Raw genomic sequence first — 24947 nt, forward strand, 5'->3', positions numbered from 1 at the left:
CATGTTCGTGCGCGATCTTGCGGCGCGATGAGGCTCTCGGCGTCACGGGGACCGGCGTCACGGGGAGCGGGATCACGGGGACCGGGGTGGTGGGGACCGGGGGCGACGAGGGTGAGGCCCTCAGGGCTAGCGCGGGTTGGACGTACCCGTTGCGGCCAAATCAGCCGGGATCGCGTCGGCGGGAGCGGCGGGGGAAGCGGGAGCGGCGGGGGAAGCGGGAGCGGCGGGGGAAGCGGGAGCGGCGGGGGAAGCGGGAGCGGCGGGGGAAGCGGGAGCGGCGGGGGAAGCGGGAGCGGCGGCGGTGGCGCGGGCCCGGCGGGTACGACGCAGAGCCCGCACGGCCAGCACCAGCGCGGCCAACCAGCCGACGGCGAGCAGGGCATACACGGCGGGACGGACCGGGCCGTCCAGCTCTGCGGAGCGGAGCAGGGTGCGGGCGTTGGTCAGCACGATCACGCCGCCGACCGCCGCGCCGAGCAGTTGGGCGGGCACGATACGCACCAGCCAGGCGGCCAGCGGGGCGGCGATGAGCCCGCCGATCAGCAGCGCGGCGACCGTGGGCAGCAGGAACCCCTCGGTGCCGAGCCCGATCAGGAAGCCGACGCTGGCCGCACCGGCAACCACGAACTCGGCGGTGTCCACCGAGCCGATCACCTTGCGTGGCTCCAGGCGACCGGAGACCAGCAGGGCCGGGGTGGCCACCGGGCCCCACCCGCCGCCGCCGGTCGCGTCGACGAAACCGGCGACCAGACCCAACGGGCCCAGGAAGCGACCGCGTAGCCGCCCGCCGATGCGATCGGTCCGCAGCGGTCGGGCGAAGCGGACCAGCAGGTACGCGCCGAGCGTGAAGAGGATGCCGGCCATCCACGGCGCGGCCGCCTCGGTGGAGATCGAGCTGAGCAGGGTGGCGCCGGCGAAGGCGCCGATCGCGCCGGGCAGGGCGATGCGGGTCACCACTCGCCAGTCGACGTTGCCGAACCGCCAGTGCGCGACCCCGGCGGCGAGCGTGGTGCCGATCTCGGCCAGGTGCACCGAGGCCGAGGCGGCGGCCGGGGCGACCCCGGCGACCACCAGCAGAGTGGACGAGGTCAGCCCGTACGCCATGCCGAGCGAACCGTCGATCAACTGCGCGACGAGCCCGACCAGAGCGAGGACCAGCAGCTTGCGCACGAGCGCCCCCTTGCTTTTCGGCATCTCCTATCGACTTGGTCGACAATGCGGCACGGGGCTGCCGGGGTCAAGCCCCCGATCGGTGGATGGGACGCCTTGCCCCGGCCGGCAACGGCTGCACGGCGAAGCCGGCAACGGCTGCACGGCGAAGAACGCGCGGGTGACGCGGGGCCCGAGAGCGGGCCGGCGCTCAGATCCAGGCGCGCGGGTCGGCGACCAGCTCGGTGACGCGCGCGGGCAGGGTGCCCGCGGCCACGTCGGCGACGCTGACCAGCTCCAGGATCTCCCGCTCGCTCGCCCGCAGCGCGATCCAGACCTCCTGGAGTGCGCGTGCCGGGCCGTGGTAACCGAGCTGCTCCGGGCGTTGCCCGCGTACGTGGGCGAGCGGCCCGTCGATCACTCGGATCACCTCCGCGAGGGAGATCTCCTCGGCGGGGCGGGCCAGCCAGTAGCCACCCTCCGGGCCGCGTTGGGCGTGCACGATGCCGCCCCGGCGCAGCTGAAGCAGGATGCTCTCCAGGAATTTCGGTGGGATCTCCTGGGCGCGGGCGATCTGGTCGGCCGTGACCGGCCGGCCGCGCCCAGGGCCGCTGGCCGTCGCGGCGAGTTCGGCGGCCGCACGGAGGGCGTAGTCGACCCGAGCGGAGAGGCGCATGACGGCAAGGTTAGCCGCTGGTCAGCCGGCCGGGCGGGCGACCCTCGGCCGATCGGTCACGCATCGATGGGAACGCTCGCCATTCGCGCCCGTTCCGGCGGCCGGCACGAAGTAGTGAAGTGCGTCATGATCCACCGTCCGGTGGGGGCGGAAAAGCCGTTCTGGAGCGTCCTTATGCTGGGCGGGAGTACGAATGTCTGACCGTTGACGCGGCCTCCAGCAGCATATTGATAAACACCCGAGTTCGCTCGGGGGGAAGGCAAGACGATGACCGATATCGCCACACGCACCTGGGATGGCCTGACCATCCCGGTCGCCGGCACCTATCTTCTCGATCAGGCGCACAAGCGGATCGGTTTCCTGTCCCGACACATGATGGTGAGCCCGGTGCGCGGCGAGTTCGCCGAAGCCACGGCGCAGATTGTCGTGGCGGAGGACCCGCTGCTCTCCTCGGTGACGGCGACCATCGTGTCGGCGAGCATCACCACTGGGAGCGTCGACCGGGACACGCATCTGAAGAGTGCCGACTTCCTCGACGTGGAGAGCTACCCCACCCTCGAATATCGAAGCACCGGCATCAAATGGCAGGGCAACGAGGAAGACCCGATCTTCCAGTGGGCCCGGCTACGCAGCCATCGGCTCGGCGGACGAGGCCGGAGTCACATTCTCCCGCCGCAGTCCGACGGTGCACCCGGACGATTCACGCTCACCGGCGAGTTGACGGTGAAGGGAATCACCCGAGCTGTCGATCTGGAGGTGAATTTCGGTGGCGCTCGCCCTGATCCATACGGGCAGAACATCTTCGGATTCAGCGCGACGGCCGAAATGAACCGCGAGGACTACGGCCTACTATGGAACGTCATCCTCGAAAGCGGTGGGGTGCTGGTTGGAAAGACGGTGCAGATCGAAATCGCCGGCGAGGCCATCTACCAGACCTGACACGCTTCATCCCCGCCACGACGCATCCGGTACGGGTGCGTCCCTGGCGGGGATGATCGACAGCCCTCAGGCACCGACGCGGCGCAGCAGACCCTCCTGGACGGCGCTGGCGATCTGCTGGCCGTCCGTGGTGAACATCCGGCCGGTGGCCAGCCCACGCGCGCCGGACGCCGACGGGCTCAAGCAGTCGTAGAGGAACCACTCGTCGGCACGGAACGGCCGGTGGAACCACAGCGCGTGGTCCAGGCTCGCGCCGACCAGCCCACCCGGCCCCCACACCTCGCCGTGCGCGGAGAGCACCGAGTCCAGCAGGGTGAGGTCCGAGGCGTAGGTGAGCGCGCAGGCGTGCAACAGCGGATCGTCCGGCAGTTTGCCGTCGATGCGCATCCAGACGCGCTGGTGCGGGTCGGCAGGACGGTCGCCGGGACGGACCCAGCCGGGCTCGCCGACGTAGCGCACGTCCATCGGACGGGGGATCTGACCCCAGATGCCCAGCCGCTCCGGGTAGCGCGAGAGCCGGTCCGTCATCGTCGGCACGTCCTGCGGCAGCGGGACGTCCAGCGGGGCCGAGGCCTGGTGGTCCAGACCCTCCTCGGCTCGCTGGAACGACGCCGACATGAAGAAGATCGGCTTGCCGTGCTGGAGGGCGACCGCTCGGCGGACCGAGAAGGACCGGCCGTCGCGGATGTTCTCCACCTGGTACTCGATCGGCTCGACCGGGTCGCCGGGGCGGACGAAGTAACCGTGCAGCGAGTGGACGAACCGCTCCGGGTCGACCGTGCGGCCGGCGGCGACCAGGGCCTGACCGGCAACCTGGCCGCCGTACACCCGCTGTGGGCCGACCGGGGGGCTCATCCCCCGGAAGGTCATCTCCCCGGTCGAGTCGAGGTCCAGCACCTCCAGCAGCTGGTCCACCGCCGCCTGGCCGACCGCGACCCGACCGTCGCTCACTGCAGCGCCCGCGCCGACGCCGCGTCGACCAGCGAGCCGAGCTGGTGGACGCGCAGCGTGTTGGTCGAGCCGGGGGTGCCGGGCGGGCTGCCCGCGACGATCACCACGTAGTCGCCCGGGTTGGCCCGGTTGAGACCGAGCAGCGCCTGGTCGACCTGACGGAACATGTCATCAGTGTGCTGCACGAACGGCATCAGGAAGGTCTCCACGCCCCAGGTCAGGGCGAGCTGGTCGCGCACCTCGGGCACCGGGGTGAAGGCCAGCAGCGGCAGGTCGCAGTGCAGGCGGGACAGCCGGCGGACGGTGTCACCGGTCTGGGAGAAGGCAACCAGCGCCTTGGCGTTGATGGCCCGGGCGATCGACGAGGCGGCCACGGTGAGCGCGCCACCGTGGGTACGCGGGTCGTGCTGCAGCCGGGGCACCCCGATCGAGCCGGCCTCGGTGGTCGTCACGATCTTTGCCATGGTGCTGACGGTCAGCACCGGGTACTTGCCGACGCTGGTCTCGCCAGAGAGCATGACCGCGTCGGCGCCGTCGAGCACCGCGTTGGCGACGTCGGAGGCCTCCGCCCGCGTCGGGCGGGAATTTTCGATCATGGAGTCGAGCATCTGGGTGGCCACGATGACCGGCTTGGCGTTCTCCCGGCACAGCTGCACAGCGCGCTTCTGCACCAGCGGGACCTCGTCCAGCGGCATCTCGACACCGAGGTCACCCCGGGCGACCATGACGCCGTCGAAGGCCAGCACGATGGCCTCGAGGTGGTCCACCGCCTCCGGCTTCTCGACCTTGGCCAGCACCGGCCGGAACACACCCTCCTCGGCCATGATGGTGTGGACGAGCTTGATGTCCTCGGCCGAGCGGACGAAGGACAGCGCGACCAGGTCGACACCGAGGCCCAGGGAGAAACGCAGGTCCTCGGCGTCCTTCTCCGACATGGCGGGCACGCTGACCGCCACGTTGGGCAGCGAGACGCCCTTGTTGTTGGAGACCGGGCCGCCCTCGGTGACCAGGCAGCGGATGTCGTTGCCGGTGATGTCGGTGACCTCGACGGCGACCCGGCCGTCGTCGATCAACAGCCGGTCACCGGGCTTCACCTCCTGCGGCAACTTGCGGTACGTGCAGGAGACCCGCTCCTTGGTGCCGATGATGTCGTCACCGGTGATCACGACCGAGTCACCGGTGCGCCACTCGTGGGGGCCGTCGGCGAACCGGCCGAGCCGGATCTTGGGGCCCTGCAGGTCGGCGAGGACGGCCACCGGCTTACCTGCCGCCGCGGACGCCTCCCGGACCAGTCGGTAGACCGCCTCGTGGTCGGCGTGGCTGCCGTGGCTGAAGTTGAGCCTCGCTACGTTCATGCCCGCCTCGACGAGACCCCGGATGCGCTCTGGGGACGAGGTGGCGGGACCAAGAGTGCAGACGATCTTAACGCGGCGTGTCACGCCCATCAGGCTAGTCTCTCCTTCAGGTCGGACTCGGGGCCGACCCCTTGCAGGCAGCGGAACATGTGTCCAACGACGCGCGGTGCGCGTCGGGCCGGCGGGCGGAACCACACCGGGAACGTTGTGGCGACGGGCATCAGCGACCGCGCGCCGGGAATCGTACGCCTCCGCTGGCACGCGTCGTCGGGGTGCTCCCGGCGGCGGCTCACCATCAGTGCCCCGACGGCGGCAGGGTGGGCACTGCGGTGATCAGGTCACGGGGGTCGTAGTGGCGCTTGGCCCGGCGCAGCCGCGCCCAGTTCGCGCCATAGGCGAGGCGGACCCGGTCGGTCTCCTCCGGGGCGAGCAGGTTGGGGTAGCCACCGGGCAGGGCGAGCGGGGCGAGCGCTGCCGAGGTGCGGTCTGCCCACTCCCGGTGCGGCCCGGCCGGCTCGCCGGGCGCCCAGGCCGCGATGATCTCGGTCATCAGGTGGTCGGTGCGCAGGCCGAACGCCGTGTCGGCGAGCCGGACCCGGGTGGCCGCGCCGTGGAAGTGGTGCACGGCCACCGCGGAGAACGGCGAGCTGACCTGCCGGGCCGCGGCGACGAGCGTGTCGACCGCGCCGTCGGTGAGAGCGGGCAGCCAGCGGGTACGCAGCAGGTAGTGGTTGCCGTCGACCATCCCGCCGTCGAACATCCGCATCGCGTCCGCGTACGGCATCGGGTTGATCTGGTCGACCAGCGGGGTGCCCAGCGCGCGTAGCCGGTCCATCCACGGCAAGCCGGCGTCCAGGTCCGGGCCGCTGTAGAACGGGCAGATGAAGATCACCGGCTCGCCGGCCGGGCCGGGCAGGAAGCCGGTCATCACGGTCAGCTCGTCCGGGGCCTCGGCGACCAGGGCGCCGTAGCCCCGCAGCACGGCCGGCGCCTCGGCCAGCGCGAACATGATCATGCCGGCCAGCACGCCGGGCAGCCGGTGCGCCCGGTAGCGCAGCTCGGTGACCACGCCGACGTTGCCGCCGCCACCGCGCAGCGCCCAGTACAGCTCGGCGTCGTGCCGGGCATCGGCGGTGACCCGGCGGCCGTCGGCGAGGACCACCTCCGCGCCGAGCAGGTTGTCCAGGGTCAGACCGAACCGGCCGCACAGCGGGCCGTACCCACCGGCGAGGGTGAGCCCGGCAATGCCCACGTCGCCGACCGTGCCGGTGGGCACCACCAGGTCGTACGGGCGGGCGGCGGCGAGCATCTCGGCCGCCGTGGCGCCGCCACCGATGGTCACCGTGGCCGCGTCCGGATCGACCCGGACGGCGCGCATCCCGGTCAGGTCGAGCACCAGACCACCCTCGCGCAACGCCCGCCCGGCCCAGTCGTGCCCTCCGGAGCGGACCGACAGGGGCAGGTGACACCGGGCCGCGATCCGGACCGCGTCGGCCACCTCGTCGGCGTTCAGACAGGGGGCGACCAGCGCGGGCGTGCGCTCCACCGCACCGTTCCAGAGCCGGGTGGTGGTGGCGAAACCGGAATCGCCCGGCTCGTGGAGCCGATCGCCGAGCAGGGCGCGCAGCCGGGCGACGGCCGTCGCGACATCGGGGGTGGCGGCGGAGATCATGGCGACTCCTCGACCGGGGCCGACCGATGGCGCCGGGTGCGCCCCGGCGGCGGCCCTCGCAGGGCGCGACGGTAGCACCGGCATGCGGCCGAGCGCCGTCGCCATCACGACAGCCGCCGATGCGCCGGCCGCTCAGCTCTCGGTCTTGACCAGTGGAAACTCCAGGGACCCGGCCGGGCAGAGGAAGGTCAGCACGTCGATCCGGTAGAGCCCGGCCTGCACCGCCGGGTCGGCCTCCAGCACGCTGCGTACGTCGTCGACGCTGCCGGTGCGGGCGAGCCCGAAGCCGATCGGCGGCTCCGGGTTGCTGGTCGTCCCGTCGATCGAGCCGGCGACCAGGATGATGCCGCGTCGCTGCAACGCCTGCATGTGCTCGGCGTGCTCCGCCTGCAACCGCTGCACGGTTTCGGCGGGCAGGACCCGTCCGGCCGCGCCGGGATAGATCACGATGCACTCGTACGTGTCGAGCGCGAAGTTGACCTGCGGCACTCCCGCCATGGGTGCTCCCTCCGCCGTCGCGCCGGACGCACCGGCCCCGGTCAGCGTCGCACGTACGCGCGGGCCGTACCGGGCGCTTCCGGGCAACTGCCCTGGGCGGGCGGGTGACGTGTCCACACACACAGTCGGCCGACGAGCGGCATGACGGTCGAGTTCGGGGGGATGATCTACCCGGTGGCGGGTGGTCTTTTCCACGCCCGTCACGACGAGACGATGGGGGATCCGGCAATGGCGACCAATATCAGTGAGCAGCCCGCGAAGGCGTCCGGCACGTACCAGATCGGTGGCGACGTCACCGTCAACCGGCTCGGCTACGGGGCGATGCAGATCACCGGCCCGGGCGTCTGGGGTGATCCGAAGGACCCGGCGGAGGCGGTGCGGGTGCTGCGCCGGGCGGTCGAGCTGGGCGTGACGTTCATCGACACCGCCGACTCGTACGGGCCGTTCGTCTCGGAGTTGCTGATCCGCGAGGCCCTGCACCCGTACGCCGATGATCTGGTCATCGCCACCAAGGCCGGGCTGAGCCGCTCCGGCCCTGGCGACTGGCGTGCGCTGGGCCGCCCGGAGTACCTGCGCCAGCAGTGTGAGCTGAGCCTGCGCCACCTCGGCCTGGACAGCATCCCGCTGTACCAGCTGCACCGGATCGACCCGCAGGTGCCGCTCGCCGATCAGCTGGGTGAGCTGGCGCTGCTGCGGCAGGAGGGCAAGATCCAGCACATCGGGCTGTCCGAGGTGAGCGTCGCGCAGATCGAGGAGTCCCGCGCGATCACCACGATCGCGTCCGTGCAGAACCTGTACAACCTCGCCAACCGCAGCGCCGAGGACGTGCTGGAGTTCTGCGAGCGAAACGACCTCGCGTTCATCCCGTGGTTCCCGATCGCGACCGGTGAGCTGGCCCGCCCGGGCGGCCCGCTGGACGCCATCTCCACCGCACACGGCGCGTCGCCCGCGCAGCTCGCGCTGGCCTGGCTGCTGCGCCGCTCGCCGGTGATGCTGCCGATCCCCGGCACGTCGTCGGTGGCGCACCTCGAGGAGAACGTGAGCGCGGCCGACGTGCGGCTCACCGACGACGAGTTCGAGGCGCTCGCCAAAGCGAGCTGACCCACCGGTGCGGACGCCGTCGGTTCAGCCGGCGGCGTCCGAACCGGACTCCCGGGCGGCCCGCAGCGCCTCGGTCGCCTGGGCGAGCAGGCGGGCCGAGTCGGTACGCCCGGAAACCTGAAGTTCCACCTCGGTGTCTCCGGCCTGGATCCGGATGCTGGCCTCGGTGCGCTGCTGGTCGACCCAGGACTGCAACAGGTTGAACAGCCCCGGAAGCAGCCCCTGGGCCAGCACCGCGATGATCACCGCGTCGCTGAAGCCCGGCCGGCCCCCGCCGCCACCGCCGGCCTGGCGGACCACCGGGCGGTATTCCGGGCGGCGGTGGATCCAGGCCAGCAGCTCGACCGACGGGGGCTGCCGCTGCCGGGGGTTGATGGTCAGCCGGACGGGCAGCCGGGCTGCGGCGTCGCCGTCGGTCACGATTCCTCCCGGTCAGTTGGCGGCGGGGCGGAAGGCGACATTGTCGCCGTCGGCGGTGGCGACGCCCGCGACGGTGAACGCGTCCTCCTCGGTGAACGGTGAGCTGGTGCCGAAGTACGTGGTGGTCCCGCTGACCTGCACCTTGCCCTGGGTCTCGTATGGGGTGGCGACCTCGGCGCTGGCCGGGCCGGTCAGTTCGACGGCGAGTTTCGGGTACTCCAGGATCTTCCAGGTGACCTTCTGCGCGGAGCCGCCGTAGTAGCGGAACGGGCAGCCAGGTGGCGCGGCGACCGTCTGCTTGGCGCACTCGTCCAGCCAGGTCCGCACCCGGGCCTCGACGGCCTCGATTGCCGCCGGCTTGAGCACCGGAACCAGTTGCAGGGTGGCCGCACTCTGCCCCGGGCCGACCGTCACGGTCTCGGTGGGCGTCTCGCTGAGCGCGCTGGACGGGCCGATCGCGGTGTAACGGCCGGGCAGCAGCACCAGCGCAGGACCCTCGGTGGCGGCGGGCAGCTCCACCCCGTTGAGCCGCACCCCGGGGCCGGCGACCGGGGCGTCGAGTGGGATCAGCCCGCCGCTCAGCTGCCAGCCGTGGAACAGCCCGGCGGTGGCGTCGTCGTCGCGGCGCAGGGTGAGGGTGGCGGTGTTCCGCTCGCCGGCCAGCCGGTACGCCACGGTGGCGGTGGCGCTGTCGCCGTCGCGCTCCAACGCACTGATCTCGACGTCGGTCGGTGGTTGGTAGCCCTTGCCGCGCAGCAGTTGGGCGAGCAGCTTGCGATCAGTGACGCTGCTCTGATCGCTCAGGAAGCCGAGCGCGGCGTCGCTGTCCCGGTCGGCGAGCGCGGAAAAATACCCGCCGACCGCCGCCTGGGGGCGGAAGAACGCCCACTGCGCCACGCCGAGCCCGCCGGTGCCGACGCAGGCCACCAGCACGAGGGCGCCGACCAGCAGCCAGGTGCGTCGAGTGCCGACCGGGCCGGTGTGGCCAAACAGCCGCTCGACGGTCACGGGCTCGCTCACGCCGGCGGGCACGCCGGCCACCGTCGCCCGCTCCAGCACGTCGAGCCGGAGTTCGTGCGGCGGGTGAGTGGCGCAGACCGCCTCGTCCCAGCCGCTGCGTCCACTCTCGAACGACAGCCGCCGCTCCAGGATGCGCCGCATCCCGTCGACGTGCCCGGTGAGTACGGCGCCGAGGTCGGCCCGGTACTCCGCCGCGCGCACGTCGCGGGCGTGCAGGGGCAGCACCACGTACCGCATGGTGAGCAGCACCGGCCAGAAGAACAGGAAGACCACGAGGTTGGTGGCCGGGTGCGGGAAGGTCCGCATCAGCCAGGTCGGCAGCGCGTGCGCGAGGGTCAGCGGCAGACCGACACCGCGGACGAAGGCGCTGGTGATCTCGTCCCCGGTACGCCAGTGCACCAGCTCGTGGCTGAGCAGCGCGGCGATCTCGTCCTCCGGTTCGCTCAGCACGGCGGTGGTGACCACCACGTGCCGGGCGTACGTCCGGGCGTTGCTCAGGACGGGGTCGTCCTCCATGAGGAGCCGTGGCACGCTGGGCAGGCCGAGCCGTCGGGCGCAGTCGTCCAGCACGGGGCGCAGGCGCGCGTCCTCGCGGCGGCTGGGCTGGCGCGCACCGGACACCACCAGCAGGCGCGGTTCGAGCAGCACCCGGTAGAGCGTGTAGAGCACTCCGATCAGCGCCGCCGCGACGACCGTCCCGACCAGCCCGGTGACCAACGCGAGCGGCTCGTCGGCCGTGCCCAGCCAGGGCAGCACCAGCACGGTCAGGAAACCAACCAGGAACCCGACGACGAAGCCGACCACACCGCCGAGCACCCCGCCGGAGCGGGTCAGGAACGCCTCCAGCAGCGGGCCGATCAGCGGAGCGTCGCGTAGCACCTGGGGCACCTGGTCGTCGGCGCCGAACCCGCCGGCGAAGAGACCGAAGGCGGCGAAGCTGAGGCCACCCCAGAACGCCAGCAGCAGCGCGATCGGCAGGTAGAACCAGGTGGCGGCGAAGGCCCCGAGCACGCCCCGCCAGTCCCGCAGGATCCCGGCGCGCAGCCAGACCAGGGCGCTGGGATAGCCGGGTGGCCGGTCGGCGAACCCCCCGGTGGGCGGCGGTGTGTCGGCTACCGGCGGTTCGGCGGCCCGGACGTCGAGCTGCGGCACGGTCGGCGGAGTGCCCTCCGGCGACACGGGATGCGGCTCGGTCATGGGCGCGGCTCCTTCGGGGAGAGTTTCTGTCCCGAATGGACAGCCGGAGCAGGCTATCGAGAACATCTGATGCCTGCCACACCGTTTCGCCGCACCGTCGCCCAACCGACACTCACCGTCGCGCCCGTGGAGGTGGTCCCGCCGGGACCACCTCCACGGACCGGGTCAGAGCGCGAGGCAGTTGGGTCGTACCTGGCCGTCGACCAGGGCGCCGCGCACGATGGTGTACGCCGTACCGTCGAGCACCAGGCCGAGGTGCCCCACCACCCGCAGCGGGCAGTACGCCTGGATCAGCACGTTGGTCGCGCCGTCGTTGACGGTGGCGTTCCCGGTCGGCCGGACCAGCTCGTCCTGCAGCGTGCGGACGGTGGTGTAGCGCACCGCGCCCGGGGTGTCGTCGCCGTCGTTGAGGTCGGCGAGGAACGTCGAGCCGATGGTCATCTGTTGGCAGGCCACGATGCCGGCGCAGCTGCCCAGGCCCAGGAACGCCACGATGTTGGCGACGTAGGTGCCGTACTGCGGTGTGCCCAGGCTGACGTACCGGCCGACGGTGGCGGTGCCGCCGAGCCGCTTGAGGTAGTAGCGGCTGACCAGGCCGCCTTCGGAGTGGGCCACGACGTCCACGGTCGCCGCGCCGGTGCTGGCGCGCACCTGGTTGACGTAGGTGGCGAACGCGCGAGCCGAGGTGGGGATGTCACCGAGGCCCAGCCCGGGCAGTTGGTAGATGAAGGTGCGGTAGCCGTCACCGCGCAGCCGGGCGGCGATCGGCTCGTACGCGACGGCGACACCGCTGAGCCCACCGACCACGATCACGGGGTTGGCCGCGGCAACGGTGGCGGCCGGGGCCGGGGCGGGATCGGCGGGGGCGGCGGTCGCCGTGGCGGTGGACGCGAGCAGGGCGACGGTGGCGAGGGCCAGGACGAGGGCGGTCTTTCGGAGCAGCATGGCTGCACCTCCGGGGGGAGGCACCCGGCGAACCGGGCAGGTGGGTGGGGTGTCCGGTCGACCGTGCGACGATGATGCGCGCAACAATTTAGAAACGTCAATGACTTGTTACGCGTCGGTAACCCGTTGTTCCGGCGAGTGTGCAAACGGGCATACCGCCGCGCTCCATATCGGACACCAGCGGTGACTGGCATGCTGTGGCCGTGGCTGTCGACAAACCCACCGAGCACCACCTGCGGGTGATGCCGTGGTGGCTGGTCCTGATTGGCCTGCTGGTCGCCGCCGCCCTGGGCTGGCTGGTGCTGGACCTGCTGCTCACCGAGGCCGACCGGGCCAGCCAGCCGGACACCCGCGCCGCACTGCGCATCGACGCGATCCGTACCGGCCTGACCGTGGTCGCCGGCACCGGTGGCGGCCTGGCGCTGCTGCTGGCCGCCCGCCGGCAGTGGATCACCGAGCGCGCGCAGCGGCACCAGGAGAGCGTCGCCACGCGGGATCAGGCACACCGGAACCGGGTGCAGGCGCACGCCGAGTCGGTGGCCGAGGCCGCGCAGCGCCACCAGGATCGGCAGTCCGGAGCCGCGGAGCACGACGCGGCGGAGCGTCGGCTGACCGAGCTCTACACCCGGGCGGTCGAGTTGCTCGGCAACGACAGCGCGGCGGTACGCCTCGGCGGCCTGCACGCGTTGGAGCGCCTCGGTCAGGACAACCCGGGGCAGCGCCCGACGATCGGGGCGGTGCTCTGCGCGTACCTGCGGATGCCGGCACCCGACGACGAACCGCGCGAGACGGAGGTCCGGCGCACCGCGCAGCGCGTGCTCACCCGGCACCTGCGCGCGGACGACGCGGCCCACTGGCCGGAGGTCACGCTGGACCTGGCCGGTGCCCGGCTGATCGACTTCGACGCCGCCGGCTGCACGCTGGTCGACGCGGACTTCACCGGCGCGGTGTTCGCCGGCGCCACCAGTTTCGCGGGTGCGAGCGCGCGCGGGCGGCTCCTGCTCGGGGCGGTCTTCGGCGACGTCGTCCTCGACGACCTGAGCGCCGACGACGAGGTCGTGCTCGACGGCGCCCACGTCGGCGGGGAGGCAAGCCTGGATCGGGCCGCGTTCCACGGCGGCCTGGCCTGCCGGCGCGCGAGCTTCGACGGCCCGGTGTCGTTCCACGGGGCACGCTTCGGCCAGCCGGCCAACTTCGACGCGACACGCTTCGCGGACGCGGCGACCTTCGGCGAGGCCACCTTCCTCAGCGGCCTGTCGATGCAGCACACCGAGTTCGCCGGGCGCGCCGGGTTCCGCGCGGCACGCTTCGCGGACATCACGCACTTTCGCTGGACGGTGTTCGGCGCGGAGGCGGTGTTCGACCGGGCCCGACTGGAGGGCCCGACGAACTTCGGGCGGGCGCGCTTCTGCGGCCCGGCCAGCTTCGACGGCGCCTGGTTCAGTCAGCCGCCGCAGGTCGACCAGGCGCGCGCGACAACCGAGGGCGGGCACGTGTGGCCGTCCGGTGCGACCGTGCGGCCACTCGACGACGAGTGGCTGCTGCTGGTCGACCCCTGACCGCGATTCGGCAGGCCGCCGTGGCGTCGGCGGCGTGGGGGCACGCCACCCCCGCCTTCAGCAGCCCCGAGGCGCGGGCCGTCAGCGGGCGGCTCCGGCGCGCAGGCCGTCGAGGGCCACGCCGAGCACCCGGTCGCGCTGCTCGGGTGACGGGAACTGGGCCATGGTGAGACCGCTGATCAGCCGCACCACGTCGTCGAAGCCGATGTCGTCGCGGACCGCACCGGCGGCCTGGGCGCGTTCCATGAGCGGCTGGCCGGCGGCGTAGATCTCCGTCCGGCAGCTCTGGAAGATCTCGGAGTCGTGCAGCAACTGCTCGGCCAGGGCCCGCTTGGTGGCGACGTACGCGACGAACCGGTGCAGCCAGGCGACGAGGGCGTCCCACGGGGGCAACTCGGCCAGGTCCTCCGCGGAGCGGCTCAGCGCCCGGACCTCCTCGACGTACACGGCCTCGAACAGGTGCCGCCGGCTCGGGAAATTGCGGTAGAGGGTGCCGATGCCCACCCCGGCCCGCCGGGCCACGTCCTCCAGGGAGGCGGCGGCGCCGTTCTCGGCGAACGCGTCGCGAGCCGCAGCGACCAGGGCGTCGTAGTTGCGCCGCGCATCGGCCCGCTTGGGCCGCTGCGTGAAGACCTCGGGCATCCCCGCGCTGGTCATGACGTGCGTCACCTCACCCTGGTTGCATCCGGAGGCACCCCTCCGCTAGCTTAGTGGAGGCACCCCTCCAGAATCCCGGAGGCCTGCCTCCGGTTAGCTTACCTCGGGACCCGCCCGATCGCCGCCTGGCCACCCGATCGCCCGGACCCGACAGACCAGCCCATCGCAGACGACGGGCGACAAGCCTTCTTCCGTACGTCATCAGGAGTTTTCTCTCGTGGCAGTGACCTCCCGACGCAGCTCGCGTCGACTCACCTTCACCGTGCTCGCGGCCGGCGCCGGGTTCTTCGCGATGCTCCAGTCGCTGATCACCCCGGTGCTACCGACCATCCAGCAGGACCTGCACACCTCCCAGAACACCGTGACCTGGGTCCTGACCGCCTACCTGCTCTCCGCGTCGATCTTCACGCCGATCCTCGGACGCGTCGGCGACATGGTGGGCAAGGAGCGGATGCTGGTCGTCTCGCTCGCCGCGCTCGCCCTCGGCTGCCTGCTGGCCGCCATCGCGCCGAACATCGGCGTCCTCATCATCGCCCGGGTCGTGCAGGGCATCGGCGGCGCGGTCTTCCCGCTGTCGTTCGGCATCATCCGCGACGAGTTCCCGGCCGCGCGGGTCGGCTCCGCCGTCGCCGCCATCTCGGCGATCGTCGCCGTCGGCGGTGGCCTGGGCATCGTGCTGGCCGGCCCGATCGTCACCGCGCTGGACTACCGGTGGCTGTTCTGGATCCCCATGGTCGTGGTCGGGCTGACCGCTGTCGCCGCCCACCTCTTCGTCCCCGAGTCGCCAGTCCGTACCCCCGGACGCATCGACTGGCGGGCCACCCTGCTGCTCTCCAGCTGGCTGGTCGCGCTGCTGCTGCCGATCAGTCAGGGCGCGACCTGGGGCTGGACCTCCCCACGGGTGCTCGGCCTGCTGGCGCTCGCCGTGGTGCTCCTGGTCGGCTGGCTGGTCGCCGAGGTCCGCTCGACCAACCCGCTGATCGACATGCGGATGATGCGCCTGCCCGGCGTCTGGACCACCAACCTGGTCGCCCTGCTCTACGGCGCGTCGATGTTCTCCGTCTACGCGTTCCTGCCGCAGTTCGTGCAGACCCCGACCGTCGCCGGATACGGCTTCGGCGCCAGCATCAGCCAGGCCGGTCTGCTCATGCTGCCGATGCTCGTCGCGATGTTCGTCGCCGGCCTCGCCGCCGGCCGGCTGCAGGCCGTCTTCAGCGCCAAGGCGCAGCTCGCCACCGGTGCCGCGTTCAACGTGGCCGCCGCCGCGATGCTCACCGCCGCGCACGACACCCGCTGGGAGGTCGCCCTCGCCGGTGGCCTGGTCGGCCTCGGCATCGGTCTGGCCTTCGCGTCGATGGCCAACCTGATCGTCAGCAGCGTGCCCGCCAGCCAGACCGGCGCGGCGACCGGCATGAACGCCAACATCCGCACCATCGGCGGCGCGATCGGCGCGGCCGTGGTCAGCGGTGTGATCACCGCGAACCCGCAGGCCAACGGGTTGCCCCGGGAGGCCGGCTTCACGATGGGGTTTCTCGTCCTCACCGCGATCGCACTGGCCGCCGCACTCGCGGCCCTCGCCGTCCCGTCCGCCCGGCGGGCGTCGGCCGGTCGCCGGCCGTCCACCGCGACGATCGTCGAGTCGGAGCTAGCCGGCGAGTTCGCCACCATGCCCGCGACCCGCTGAGGGTTCGTGTCGAAGCCCGGGCGGTTCGCCGCCCGGGCTTCGGCACACCCGGGAGTACGCTGACCACTCCCCCACCCACCGTTCGTCGTCTTCAGGATGCGCCCATGTCCGAGTTGCTGACCGCCGACCGCATCGAAGAGATCGGCGCCCTGGGGTCCGAGAGCCCGGACCCGGCCGCGCTGGTCGCCGAACTGGTGGGTGCCGTCGACGAGGGACGCGTCGCCGATCCCGACGACACCGCGTACGCGCTGCTGGTCGCCGCGGACATCCTTGAGCAGGCAGGCGACCTGGCCGACGCGCTCGCGCTGGCCACCCGCGCCATCGCCGAACAGCCCGACGAGGACACGTACGCCCGGTCGGTGCGAGGCGGCCTGCTGCTGCGCCTCGGCCGCGAGGACGAGGGCCTGGCCGAGCTGACCGAGTTGCGCCCGCTGCTGGAGACCAACCCCGCCGCCACGTACCTCGTCGACGAGCTGGCCGAATCCGGCCACGCGGAGACGGCGCTGGAATGGCTCACCGGGGCACTCGACGCGATCCTGGAACGGACCCGCACCCAACAGCACGAGTCCGAGGACGCGCAGGACGAGGCCGCCGCGATGATCTTCGGTCTGACCCAGCGGCGACACAACCTGCGCGAGGAGCTGGGCCTACCGCACGACGAGTACGACAACCTCGCCGACCGGCTGCGCGCCGCGAGCAACCACGCGCTCGACGCGCTCGACGACGCCCCGGCGACGCTGCTGTACTGGTCGCAGGCGGAGTTCAACGCGCTGATGATGCGCTGGCCCACGCTCGTCGACAGCTACCCGGCCACCTGGGATGAGCACCGCGCCCAGATCGAGCGGGCCCTCGTCGAGGCCTCCCGGCTGGGCAGCGCGGACCTGGGCGTGGTCGCCGGCTCCGTCGATGGGCTGGCCGCCTTCGCCGAACGGGAGGACCGCGATCCCACCGACGAGGAAACCCAGGACGAGTACGCCGACTCGCTCACCGGCCCCGACCTCCGATCCTGGCCGCCCGGCCGCAACGACGCCTGCTGGTGCGGGTCGGGTAGCAAGTACAAGAAGTGCTGCCTGCCGCGCTCGCGCGCCTGACCCGTTCCGTACAGGGCAACACAGGCGTTCCCGCGCCGCTAGGCTCGTCGCATGACGGCGGCGGGACAGCGCGAGACGATTGAGGACAGTCCGGTCGGCTGGGTCGCCAGCCACATCCGGCGATACGTCGAGACCGACGGCGCCGACGGCGGCACCTTCCACGGCATACCCTCGCTGCTGCTCACCACGCGCGGACGCCGATCGGGCAAACTGCGTCGCACCGCGCTGATGTACGGCCGCGACGGCGACAACCACCTGCTGGTGGCATCCAACGGGGGCGCGGGCACACACCCTGCCTGGTATCTGAACCTGAGCGCCGACCCGACGGTGGAGATCCAGGTCGGCGCGGAGCGGTTCGCCGCTCGGGCCCGGACGGCGACGGCCGAGGAACGGGTCCGGCTGTGGCCGGTGATGACGAAGGTCTTCCCGACGTATGCCCGCTACCAGAAGGGCACCGACCGCGAGATCCCCCTCATCGTCATCGAACGGGCACCCCAGGAAGAATCCACGATCGATTGATTTCCGTCAGTGTCGGGCAGGGTTACGGTGACCGCAGGTAAGCACCCACTCCGGCAAGGAGGATCTTGTGCGCCGCATCATCACCACCATCGCACTGCTCGGCCTGTCACTCTTCGTGGTGCTGGCGCCAACGCCAGCGAGCGCGGCAAGTAGCGTCGAGGCCACGTCCGGGGCCCTGGTCGCGCGAGGCGTCGCCGTCGACCTCACCCTCACCGTCGTCTGCCAGGCCGGCATGTCCGGCATCTCGAACCTCACCCTTCGCCAGCGGTCGGGTGACCGGGTGGCGCACGGGACGGGCTCGGCGCCGCTCCGCTGTTCCGGTGAACCCCAGGTCGTGACGGGGCGGGTGTTCGCGGATGCGGGCGGCTTCGCCTTCAACAAGGGCGTAGCGCTCGCCAGCGGGCACTTCGAGCTGTGCGAGCAGGAATACTGCGATTTCCTGGACTTCAACAACACGGTCCGCATCACTCGCTGACCCTGGCGGGCGCCCGGCCGTCGAGGTCCACGGTGATCAGGTGATGAGAAGTAGGTCAGAAATGCTCCTGGCACCTGTTTCTCATCACCTGATCACTGCCGGCCTCTGACCGTGGCATGAGAGCTCGACCTGGCGTGGGCACGAAACTCCACACCTCAACGGACGAGCGAGCTCGGCGAGGGTGCGCAGTTGGTCGCCGGTGGTCGCGGCTGCGCCGCCGGTCCCCGCGGAGCACGTGCACTCGCACGTCGACCCGATGGCCGTCCTCGACCTGGCGCTCCCCGACTCGACTGGCTGACGCTCCTGCGAGTTGTGGGCGGCAGCGCCTCCCGATCCTCTCGGTTCCGCGCCTCGCGTCGCCCGTCGGGGTTGCGCAGCACCGGCTCCAATCTCAGAACAGCGCAAGTCGCAAGGTGATCTCGGCTCCCGCGGGTGGCTGGTGGGTTGCCGCTGCCACCACCCGTGGTCAGTTTCCCAGCGCTCGTACCTTGGCGATCGTCTCCTGCACGTGCTGCTTGGCCGGGTCGCCACCCTGCGACGCCTGCGCGAGCGCCTGGCGGTAAGCGTCGATCATGCCGACCAGCGGGCCGGCGGCCACGCCCTCCAGAGCACCGGCGACGAGCGCCCGCGCCTCGGCCGCATCCTGTGCTGCCGCTGCGGTCTTGGCCTTCGCCTCGTCCAGCTTCTGCGACGCCGCTGCCAACCTCGCGATGATCTGTGCTGCGCTCACGCGCACCTCCCCGTGGTCGACCATCTCCTCCACCACCACACCGGCGGAGACCACATGGGAGCGTACGAGATCCGCGCACCCAGCGCGACCACGCGATCGCTCAAGACCTTGAGGGCAGTGGATCCGGGAATGAAACACCGTGGACGGCAACTGGTTCCCCGGGCCGAAGCGTCAGCGAGGCAGCCCGATGACAGCTGCGCCTGCCCCGTCTTCAGCCCTTCGAGTAGCGGCGCCGAGCAGGTAGTCAGCGACACCGGACGCCTCACCTACCACACGGAGTAGCCGAGGCGTCCTACCGCGGCGGCAGGAAGATCCGGCCCCGGGCCGACTCCCGCGCGGTCCGCGACGCCACAGTCAGCCAGGCGACGACCAGCAGCACGTAGCCGGCCACCGCCGCCCACCGGAAGAACACGGCGTCGGTCCGCAGCGCGAGCCCACTCGTGCCGGTGACGACCGTGCCGAATGGGAAGGTGAAACTCCACCAGGTCAGCGAGAACGGCAGGTGGGCCCGCGCGGTGCGGACCGTCACCGCGGCGGCGATCGCCAGCCACATCATGGCGAATCCCCAGGTTGGCAGGCCGTAGAAGAGGGCGAGGGCCTGCGCGGCCGAACCGTAGGGCGCGGGCAGCGCGAGCGGCGCGGCGTTGCCGAGCAGGTTGGCGGCGGTCACCGACTGCCCCAGTGGCCCGAGGACGATCCAGAGCGTGGGCACCATCGCGGCGGGGCCGATGCCGTGGTGGACGAGCCGCTGCCAGATCTGGCCGACGATGATCACGGTGGCGAAGAGGCTGATGCCGAACATCGCGTAGCAGGTGAGCAGCAGAGTGAGCCGGATCTGGCCCGCCGGGGCGTACGGGACGAGCAGCGCTCCGGTCGCGGCGGACACCATCGGCGGCACCACCGGCATCAGCCAGCCGCCGAACGCGGCGTCCGGCGCGATGCGGTGGCTGGTCATCATCTTGTACGGGATCCAGGCACTGGTGACCAGGCCCAGGAGGGTGCCCCCGACCCACAGCACGACGTCCACGGCGAGCGCGGCGGACAGCCCGATCCAGTCTCGGCCCAGGATGAGGGTGCCCGCACCGACCGTCAGGAGCGCCATCGCGGGAGCACCCCAGAAGTGGGCCAGCACCGGGTTCTCCGCGTGGCCCCGCGCCGTCGCGGGGTAGCGTATCCAGTGCACCGCCCAGGCCGCCGTCAGCGCGACGAGCAGGAGGGCGGCCAGTGCCCACACCACGGTGGCGGCGACCCGCAGCCCCGCGATGTGCACCGGCAGCGTGGCGGCGGCATTCGCCACGATGCCGGTTCCCATGATCGAGGCGTACCAGTTCGGGCCCGGATTGCGGAACACCTGCGACGGGCGGTCCAGGTCGCGGAGCAGCCCCCAGATCAGGCGTACCGGGGCGGGGCCGGCGGCCGGGATGGCATCCGGTGGAGCGGGGAGGAGCGCGGTCATGTCACCACACTCACTCCGGCAAGGATGATCAACCAGGGGTTATCTCCTGATACATCCATAGACTCGGCCTATGCCCCTTCCGAGTCGGGTCGCCGACCTCGCCGCGTTCGACCTGCTGTTGTCCGTGGCGCAGCTGGGAAGTGTCGGTGCCGCCGCCCGCACACACCACATCAGCCAGCCGTCCGCCAGCGCCCGCATCCGCGGCCTGGAAAGCCGGCTGGGAGTCGCCCTGTTGCAGCGCTCCGCGCGTGGCTCGCAGCTCACCCGCGAAGGGGCTCTGGTGGCGGAGTGGGCGCGTACCGCGGTGGACGCCGCCGCCGCCCTGGAAGCGGGGATCACCTCCCTGCGCGTCGCACGCGACAGTCTGCTCCCGGTGGCGGCCAGCCTCACCATCGCCGAATACCTGCTGCCCCGGTGGCTCGCCACCCTGCACAGCACCGCGCCCGCCGTCTCAGTCTCGTTGACCACCGGAAACTCCGACGAGGTCGCCGCCGCGGTGCTGAGCGGCGCGGCTCAGCTCGGCTTCATCGAGAGTCCGGAGGTCCCCCGTGGGTTGCAGAGCCGCACGGTGGCCCGGGACACGCTGACCGTCATCGTCGTCGGCCGCCATCCGTGGGCCCGCCGCCGTTCGGGAATCACCCCGATGGAGCTGGCCACCGCATCCCTGGTCAGCCGGGAAGAGGGCTCGGGCACCCGGCGCTACCTTGAGCACGCCCTGTCGCGGCAGGCCGGCCTCACCCTCGCGCCCCCGGTGCTGCAACTGTCGTCCACCACCGCCATCAAGGCTGCCGTCCTGGAAGGCGTCGCTCCGGCGGTGCTCAGCTCACTGGTGGTGGCCAGCGAGATCGCGGCGGGAGCGCTGCACCCGGTGCCGGTCATCGATCTCGACCTGAACCGGACCCTGCGGCTCGTCTGTCCCCAGGGCCGCCCTCTGACCGGGCCGGCACAAGACCTCGCCACGATCGCCACCCGGCTCGCCGATTCCGAAACCGTCCCCCGGCCCGGCGTCGGCGCCCGCCCAGGCCAGGGCGACGGTCAGTAGAAGGACCTGGCTACCGGATGACCGCCGGGCGGCAACGCCGGGCGGATCCGTTGACCGCGCAACACGCCTAACCGTCTGCGGCGTCCGACGCCAACGTCTGTCGCCGACGACTGGACGCGATGAGGATTTCCTTGTGGATTGAGGCCATTGCGTGGTCTCCGCTTCCTGATGGCGATGTAGCGGGAGCCGGGACGGTCAGTCGCTGCCGATGAGGCAGAACAGATGCCCTTGCGGATCGGCGAGTACCACCCACTCGTCCCCGCCTGGCTGGAACTCGGGCATCGTCGCGCCGATTGCAAGCAACTCCTTGACTGCACTCCCCAGGTCAGTGATCGTGAAATCGAGATGGGCCTGCTTGGCCGGGTCGGGCCAACTCGGCGGCCGGTAGCCCTCCACTCGCTGGAGACCGAGCTGGATCGGGCCACCATTGCCCAGGTGCACGCAGTGCTCGTCGCGGTAGGTGACCTCCCAGCCGGTCACTTTCCGGTAGAAGTCGGTGAGCTGGTCTGGGTCGGCACAGTCGAGGACGATCGTGGTGAACTCCGCCAGTGCGGGCATGTCGCTAACTCCTTGAAGTCGTTCGGGCTCATGGAGCAGCCTGCCCGCGCGCGCTGCCCCCGTCTTGAAGATCCTTGCGCTGGTTGTCGGACCTCGGCCGTAGCTTCGAGACATGCGCTCGTTCGCTGTTCTCGCCGCCCGGCCGGAATTCACCGTGACGGCGGTGTCCTGCAGGGACGACCACAAGGGGTGGTCGGAGGCCGAGTCGCAGGACGACTATCGGGTGGTGCTCGTTCGCCGTGGCCGATTCCGCAGGAGGATCGCCGGCGTCCCCGCAGAGGTCGACCCGACCCTCGCCTACGTTGGCCTGCCCGGGGAGGAGGAGCATTTCGCCCATCCCTCAGGCGGAGATGTGTGTACGGCGGTGAGCCTGACACCGGCACTGTGGCGGGTCCTGGCAGGTGACGCGGCGCGGGTAGCCAGGTCGACCGTGTACATCGACTCCCGGCTCGACCTCACCCACCGCCGAGTCCTCGCCGCCGCTGGCGCCGGGGACCTTGACTACGCCCTCATCGAGCGACTGATGGACCTGCTCAACCGCGTCGTCGAGCAGGTCGTCGCCGGCCCGACACCTGGGGGTGCGAGCCCCGCCAGGGCCGATCACGCGCTTGTCGCGGCGGCACGTGCCGCGGTCGGCGAGGGCCATCCGGCCGCGACGGGGCTGCTCCCGCTCGCCGAGTTGCTGGGGGTGTCGCCGTACCGGCTGAGTCGGGCGTTCACCCGGGATCTGGGGGTGTCGCTGACCCGCTACCGGAATCGGGTCCGCGTCAGCCGGGCGCTGGACCGGCTGGAAGACGGGGAGTCCCACCTCGGCGTGCTCGCCGCGGATCTGGGCTTCGCCGATCAGGCGCACATGTCTCGCACCATCCGGGAGCACCTGGGCCGCACGCCGACGGCGCTGCGTCGCCTCCTGTCCGAGCCGCATCGAGGCGTTCGGTGATGCGGCGACCGGTCGCCTCCTGAGTTGATGCCGTGGGTGGGGCAGGGATGCCTCAGGGTGCTGCGTCGGGTTTCAGCGGACGGCGTCAGTGAGTCGGGTGGCGAGGTCTCGGACGTGTGTGATCAGTTCGGGTGGTTCGTGGATCTGGAAGCGAAAGCCGAACGATGCGACGTAGACGGCGATCTCGTTGAGGGAATTGGATCCGGTGTGCAGGAGACAGGTGCGCGGGTCGACGGCTTCGATGACACCGACGGTGGGCGGGATCCGTTCGGTGGCGGTCTCCGCAGACACGTACAGGGTGATTCGGGCCCGATAGCGGTAGGCGGCGGTCGAGACACCGTGCGTCAGGTAGCCGGCGAGGTCGACGTCGGGTGCCGCCCTGGGGGTGAAGCGGGGGCCGGTCGGGATACGGGGGTGGATTCGGTCGACCCGGTAGGTGCGCCAGTCGCGCCGGTCGGTGTCCCAGCCCACCAGATACCAGCGCCGGCCCGTATGGATCAGCCGGTGGGGTTCGGTGTCGCGCACCGAGTCGGTGCCCTCGTGGCTGCGGTAGTCGAAGCGGAGCCGCTGGTGGTCGCGGCAGACGGCGGCGAGGACGGTCAGCACGTCCGGGTCCACGGTAGGGCCGGCGGCAGGGACCGTGACGGTGACCGAGTGCAGCAGGTTGAGCCGGTGGCGTACTCGCGATGGCAGTACCTGTTCGAGTTTGGCCAGCGCGCGGAGCGAGGTCTCCTCGATGCCGGTGACCGTGCCGCTGGCGGCGGTACGCAATCCGATGGCGACGGCGACAGCCTCCTCGTCGTCGAGCAGTAGCGGCGGGAGCTTCGTTCCGGCGCCGAGCCGGTAGCCGGCCGCACCGGGGACGGCGTGCACCGGGTAGCCGAGGTCACGCAGTTTCTGGATGTCACGCCGCACGGTCCGCACGTCCACCTCAAGGCGTTGTGCGAGGTTGGCCCCGGTCCAGTCGCGGGGAGTCTGCAGCAGCGAGAGCAGACGCAGCAGTCGGGCGGAGGTTTCCAGCATGCCGCAAGTCTGTCAGCAAGCTAGGGCCGAACCTGTCCTAGCCTGCCCATAGCGTGGTTGTCATGAGCGAACAGATCATCCCGTTCCGGATCGATATTCCGCAGGACCGCCTCGACGACCTGCGCCAGCGGCTCGCCAACACCCGCTGGCCAGACGAGGTGGCCGGCGGCTGGGAGGCCGGAGTGCCGCTGGACTACCTGAAAGGCCTGGTCCACTACTGGCGCACCACGTACGACTGGCGCGCCCACGAGGCACAGCTGAACGAATTTCCCCAGTTCACCACCAGCATCGACGAGCAGGCCGTTCATTTCCTGCACGTGCGTTCGCCCGAGCCGGACGCGCTGCCGCTCATCCTCACCCACGGCTGGCCCGGCTCGATCGTGGAGTTCATGCAGATCATCGGACCACTGACCGATCCCGCCCGGCACGGCGGCGACCCCGCTGACGCCTTTCACGTCGTGGCACCGTCGCTTCCCGGTTTCGGCTTCTCCAGCCCGCTCGCCGCCCCGGGCTGGAACACCAGCCGGGTAGCCCGCGCCTGGGCCGAACTGATGAACCGCCTCGGCTACGACCGCTACGGCGCGCAGGGCGGCGACACCGGAGCGATCGTCTCCCCCGAACTCGGCCGTGTCGACCCCGATCATGTGATCGGTGTGCACGTCAACAACCTGGGCAGCTTCCCCTCCGGCGATCCGGCTGAGCTGGTCGGCCTCAACGAGGCCGACCAGGCCCGCCTCGCACTGATGACGACCTGGGGTCGAGACATGAGCGGATACGCCATCGTCCAGGCAACCCGGCCGCAGACGATCTCCTACGCCCTCACCGACTCACCCGTCGGGCAGCTCGCCTGGATCGTCGAGAAGTTCAAGGAATGGACCGATCCGGCCGCCGAGCTGCCTGAAGACGCCATCGACCGCGACAAGATCCTCACCGACGTCTCGGTCTACTGGCTGACCGGCACAGCCGGATCCGCCGCCCGCATCTACTACGAGGACGCCCAGACCTGGGGCCAGGCACAGCCACGCTCACCGGTACCGACCGGGGTCGCGGTGTTCCCCAACGACATCACCATCCGGCCCTTGGCCGAACGCGACCACAACGTCGTGCAGTGGACCGAATTCAGCCGCGGCGGCCATTTCCCGGCCCTGGAGGCACCCGACCTCCTCGTCGACGACGTGCGCGAATTCTTCCGCAAGCTCCGCTGACGGCACAGGTCCGCGTCGCCGGTCGAAGATCGACACGACATCGCCGATGTTGCGGTATCCCGCAGCCCGCATACCGCAACATCGG

The 24947-nt window shown here is 71.3% G+C and carries 24 protein-coding genes; 10 read left to right on the forward strand and 14 right to left on the reverse strand.

Features of this window, described 5'->3' with window-relative positions; all coding sequences use genetic code 11:
• Positions 1-126: 126 nt before the first annotated feature.
• Together ABZS37_RS19130 and ABZS37_RS19135 are read right to left on the reverse strand one after the other, a co-directional pair.
• Positions 127-1170: a sulfite exporter TauE/SafE family protein gene (locus ABZS37_RS19130; protein WP_355170697.1), complete on the reverse strand. Its 1044-nt coding sequence runs from the start codon at positions 1168-1170 to the stop codon at positions 127-129.
• 190 nt (positions 1171-1360) lie between these two features.
• Complete coding sequence (locus tag ABZS37_RS19135; RefSeq protein WP_238647043.1) at positions 1361-1825, reverse strand: Rrf2 family transcriptional regulator; 465 nt, start codon at positions 1823-1825, stop codon at positions 1361-1363.
• 267 nt (positions 1826-2092) lie between these two features.
• Here ABZS37_RS19135 and ABZS37_RS19140 point away from each other — a divergent pair, with 267 nt between their 5' ends.
• Positions 2093-2764, forward strand: a complete 672-nt coding sequence (locus ABZS37_RS19140; protein WP_355170617.1) for a YceI family protein — start codon at positions 2093-2095, stop codon at positions 2762-2764.
• 66 nt (positions 2765-2830) lie between these two features.
• On the opposite strand, the gene ABZS37_RS19145 is transcribed toward ABZS37_RS19140, so the two are convergent.
• From ABZS37_RS19145 to ABZS37_RS19160, 4 genes are all read right to left on the reverse strand, one after another.
• On the reverse strand, positions 2831-3715 hold the full coding sequence (locus tag ABZS37_RS19145; RefSeq protein WP_355170619.1) for an acyl-CoA thioesterase II: 885 nt from the start codon (positions 3713-3715) through the stop codon (positions 2831-2833).
• Entirely contained in the window at positions 3712-5160 is a 1449-nt protein-coding gene (gene pyk / locus ABZS37_RS19150) for a pyruvate kinase (protein ID WP_355170621.1), read from the reverse strand. The genes ABZS37_RS19145 and pyk overlap by 4 nt, the downstream gene beginning before the upstream one ends.
• Positions 5161-5365: 205 nt before the next feature.
• Positions 5366-6742: an FAD-binding oxidoreductase gene (locus ABZS37_RS19155; protein WP_355170623.1), complete on the reverse strand. Its 1377-nt coding sequence runs from the start codon at positions 6740-6742 to the stop codon at positions 5366-5368.
• A 132-nt stretch (positions 6743-6874) separates the two neighbouring features.
• Positions 6875-7240, reverse strand: coding sequence for a YciI family protein (locus tag ABZS37_RS19160; protein WP_354994774.1), 366 nt, complete (start codon positions 7238-7240; stop codon positions 6875-6877).
• A 228-nt stretch (positions 7241-7468) separates the two neighbouring features.
• On the opposite strand from ABZS37_RS19160, the gene ABZS37_RS19165 reads away from it, so the two are divergent.
• Complete coding sequence (locus ABZS37_RS19165) at positions 7469-8341, forward strand: aldo/keto reductase (protein ID WP_355170699.1); 873 nt, start codon at positions 7469-7471, stop codon at positions 8339-8341.
• 24 nt (positions 8342-8365) lie between these two features.
• Here ABZS37_RS19165 and ABZS37_RS19170 read toward each other — a convergent pair whose 3' ends face one another.
• From ABZS37_RS19170 to ABZS37_RS19180, 3 genes are all read right to left on the reverse strand, one after another.
• Positions 8366-8761 (reverse strand): hypothetical protein, encoded by a 396-nt coding sequence (locus tag ABZS37_RS19170; RefSeq protein WP_355170625.1) that lies wholly within the window; start codon positions 8759-8761, stop codon positions 8366-8368.
• A gap of 12 nt (positions 8762-8773) precedes the next feature.
• Complete coding sequence (locus ABZS37_RS19175; protein WP_355170627.1) at positions 8774-10978, reverse strand: M48 family metalloprotease; 2205 nt, start codon at positions 10976-10978, stop codon at positions 8774-8776.
• Positions 10979-11143: 165 nt separating this feature from the next.
• The gene (locus ABZS37_RS19180; RefSeq protein WP_355170629.1) at positions 11144-11923 is read right to left on the reverse strand and encodes an alpha/beta fold hydrolase; all 780 of its coding nucleotides are present in this window, start codon (positions 11921-11923) and stop codon (positions 11144-11146) included.
• Between the two features lie 203 nt (positions 11924-12126).
• On the opposite strand from ABZS37_RS19180, the gene ABZS37_RS19185 reads away from it, so the two are divergent.
• Positions 12127-13482 (forward strand): pentapeptide repeat-containing protein, encoded by a 1356-nt coding sequence (locus ABZS37_RS19185; RefSeq protein WP_355170631.1) that lies wholly within the window; start codon positions 12127-12129, stop codon positions 13480-13482.
• Positions 13483-13563: 81 nt separating this feature from the next.
• Here ABZS37_RS19185 and ABZS37_RS19190 read toward each other — a convergent pair whose 3' ends face one another.
• Positions 13564-14139, reverse strand: a complete 576-nt coding sequence (locus ABZS37_RS19190) for a helix-turn-helix domain-containing protein (RefSeq protein WP_355170633.1) — start codon at positions 14137-14139, stop codon at positions 13564-13566.
• Between the two features lie 217 nt (positions 14140-14356).
• Here ABZS37_RS19190 and ABZS37_RS19195 point away from each other — a divergent pair, with 217 nt between their 5' ends.
• The 4 genes from ABZS37_RS19195 (at position 14357) to ABZS37_RS19210 (ending at position 17908) form a co-directional block, all read left to right on the forward strand.
• Positions 14357-15823 (forward strand): MFS transporter, encoded by a 1467-nt coding sequence (locus tag ABZS37_RS19195; RefSeq protein WP_355170635.1) that lies wholly within the window; start codon positions 14357-14359, stop codon positions 15821-15823.
• A 104-nt stretch (positions 15824-15927) separates the two neighbouring features.
• Positions 15928-16914, forward strand: coding sequence for an SEC-C domain-containing protein (locus tag ABZS37_RS19200; protein ID WP_355170637.1), 987 nt, complete (start codon positions 15928-15930; stop codon positions 16912-16914).
• A gap of 51 nt (positions 16915-16965) precedes the next feature.
• Positions 16966-17433 carry a nitroreductase family deazaflavin-dependent oxidoreductase gene (locus ABZS37_RS19205; protein WP_355170639.1) on the forward strand — a complete coding sequence of 156 codons (468 nt, stop codon included), beginning with the start codon at positions 16966-16968 and terminating at the stop codon, positions 17431-17433.
• Positions 17434-17500: 67 nt separating this feature from the next.
• Complete coding sequence (locus tag ABZS37_RS19210) at positions 17501-17908, forward strand: hypothetical protein (RefSeq protein ID WP_355170641.1); 408 nt, start codon at positions 17501-17503, stop codon at positions 17906-17908.
• A 466-nt stretch (positions 17909-18374) separates the two neighbouring features.
• Here ABZS37_RS19210 and ABZS37_RS19215 read toward each other — a convergent pair whose 3' ends face one another.
• Both ABZS37_RS19215 and ABZS37_RS19220 read right to left on the reverse strand, forming a co-directional pair.
• The gene (locus ABZS37_RS19215) at positions 18375-18662 is read right to left on the reverse strand and encodes a DUF6244 family protein (protein ID WP_355170701.1); all 288 of its coding nucleotides are present in this window, start codon (positions 18660-18662) and stop codon (positions 18375-18377) included.
• Positions 18663-18930: 268 nt separating this feature from the next.
• Positions 18931-20094: a TDT family transporter gene (locus ABZS37_RS19220; RefSeq protein WP_355170643.1), complete on the reverse strand. Its 1164-nt coding sequence runs from the start codon at positions 20092-20094 to the stop codon at positions 18931-18933.
• A 70-nt stretch (positions 20095-20164) separates the two neighbouring features.
• Here ABZS37_RS19220 and ABZS37_RS19225 point away from each other — a divergent pair, with 70 nt between their 5' ends.
• Positions 20165-21136, forward strand: coding sequence for a LysR family transcriptional regulator (locus ABZS37_RS19225; protein WP_355170645.1), 972 nt, complete (start codon positions 20165-20167; stop codon positions 21134-21136).
• Positions 21137-21331: 195 nt separating this feature from the next.
• Here the strand turns inward: ABZS37_RS19225 and ABZS37_RS19230 are convergent, their stop codons facing one another.
• Positions 21332-21694, reverse strand: coding sequence for a VOC family protein (locus ABZS37_RS19230; protein ID WP_355170647.1), 363 nt, complete (start codon positions 21692-21694; stop codon positions 21332-21334).
• Between the two features lie 112 nt (positions 21695-21806).
• Here ABZS37_RS19230 and ABZS37_RS19235 point away from each other — a divergent pair, with 112 nt between their 5' ends.
• Positions 21807-22634, forward strand: coding sequence for a helix-turn-helix transcriptional regulator (locus ABZS37_RS19235; protein ID WP_355170649.1), 828 nt, complete (start codon positions 21807-21809; stop codon positions 22632-22634).
• A 72-nt stretch (positions 22635-22706) separates the two neighbouring features.
• Here ABZS37_RS19235 and ABZS37_RS19240 read toward each other — a convergent pair whose 3' ends face one another.
• Positions 22707-23657 carry a YafY family protein gene (locus tag ABZS37_RS19240; protein ID WP_355170651.1) on the reverse strand — a complete coding sequence of 317 codons (951 nt, stop codon included), beginning with the start codon at positions 23655-23657 and terminating at the stop codon, positions 22707-22709.
• 74 nt (positions 23658-23731) lie between these two features.
• Here ABZS37_RS19240 and ABZS37_RS19245 point away from each other — a divergent pair, with 74 nt between their 5' ends.
• Positions 23732-24862, forward strand: a complete 1131-nt coding sequence (locus ABZS37_RS19245) for an epoxide hydrolase family protein (RefSeq protein WP_355170703.1) — start codon at positions 23732-23734, stop codon at positions 24860-24862.
• Positions 24863-24947 lie beyond the last annotated feature (85 nt).

This window comes from Micromonospora sp. NPDC005413 (genome assembly GCF_040606435.1).
Classification (GTDB): domain Bacteria; phylum Actinomycetota; class Actinomycetes; order Mycobacteriales; family Micromonosporaceae; genus Micromonospora.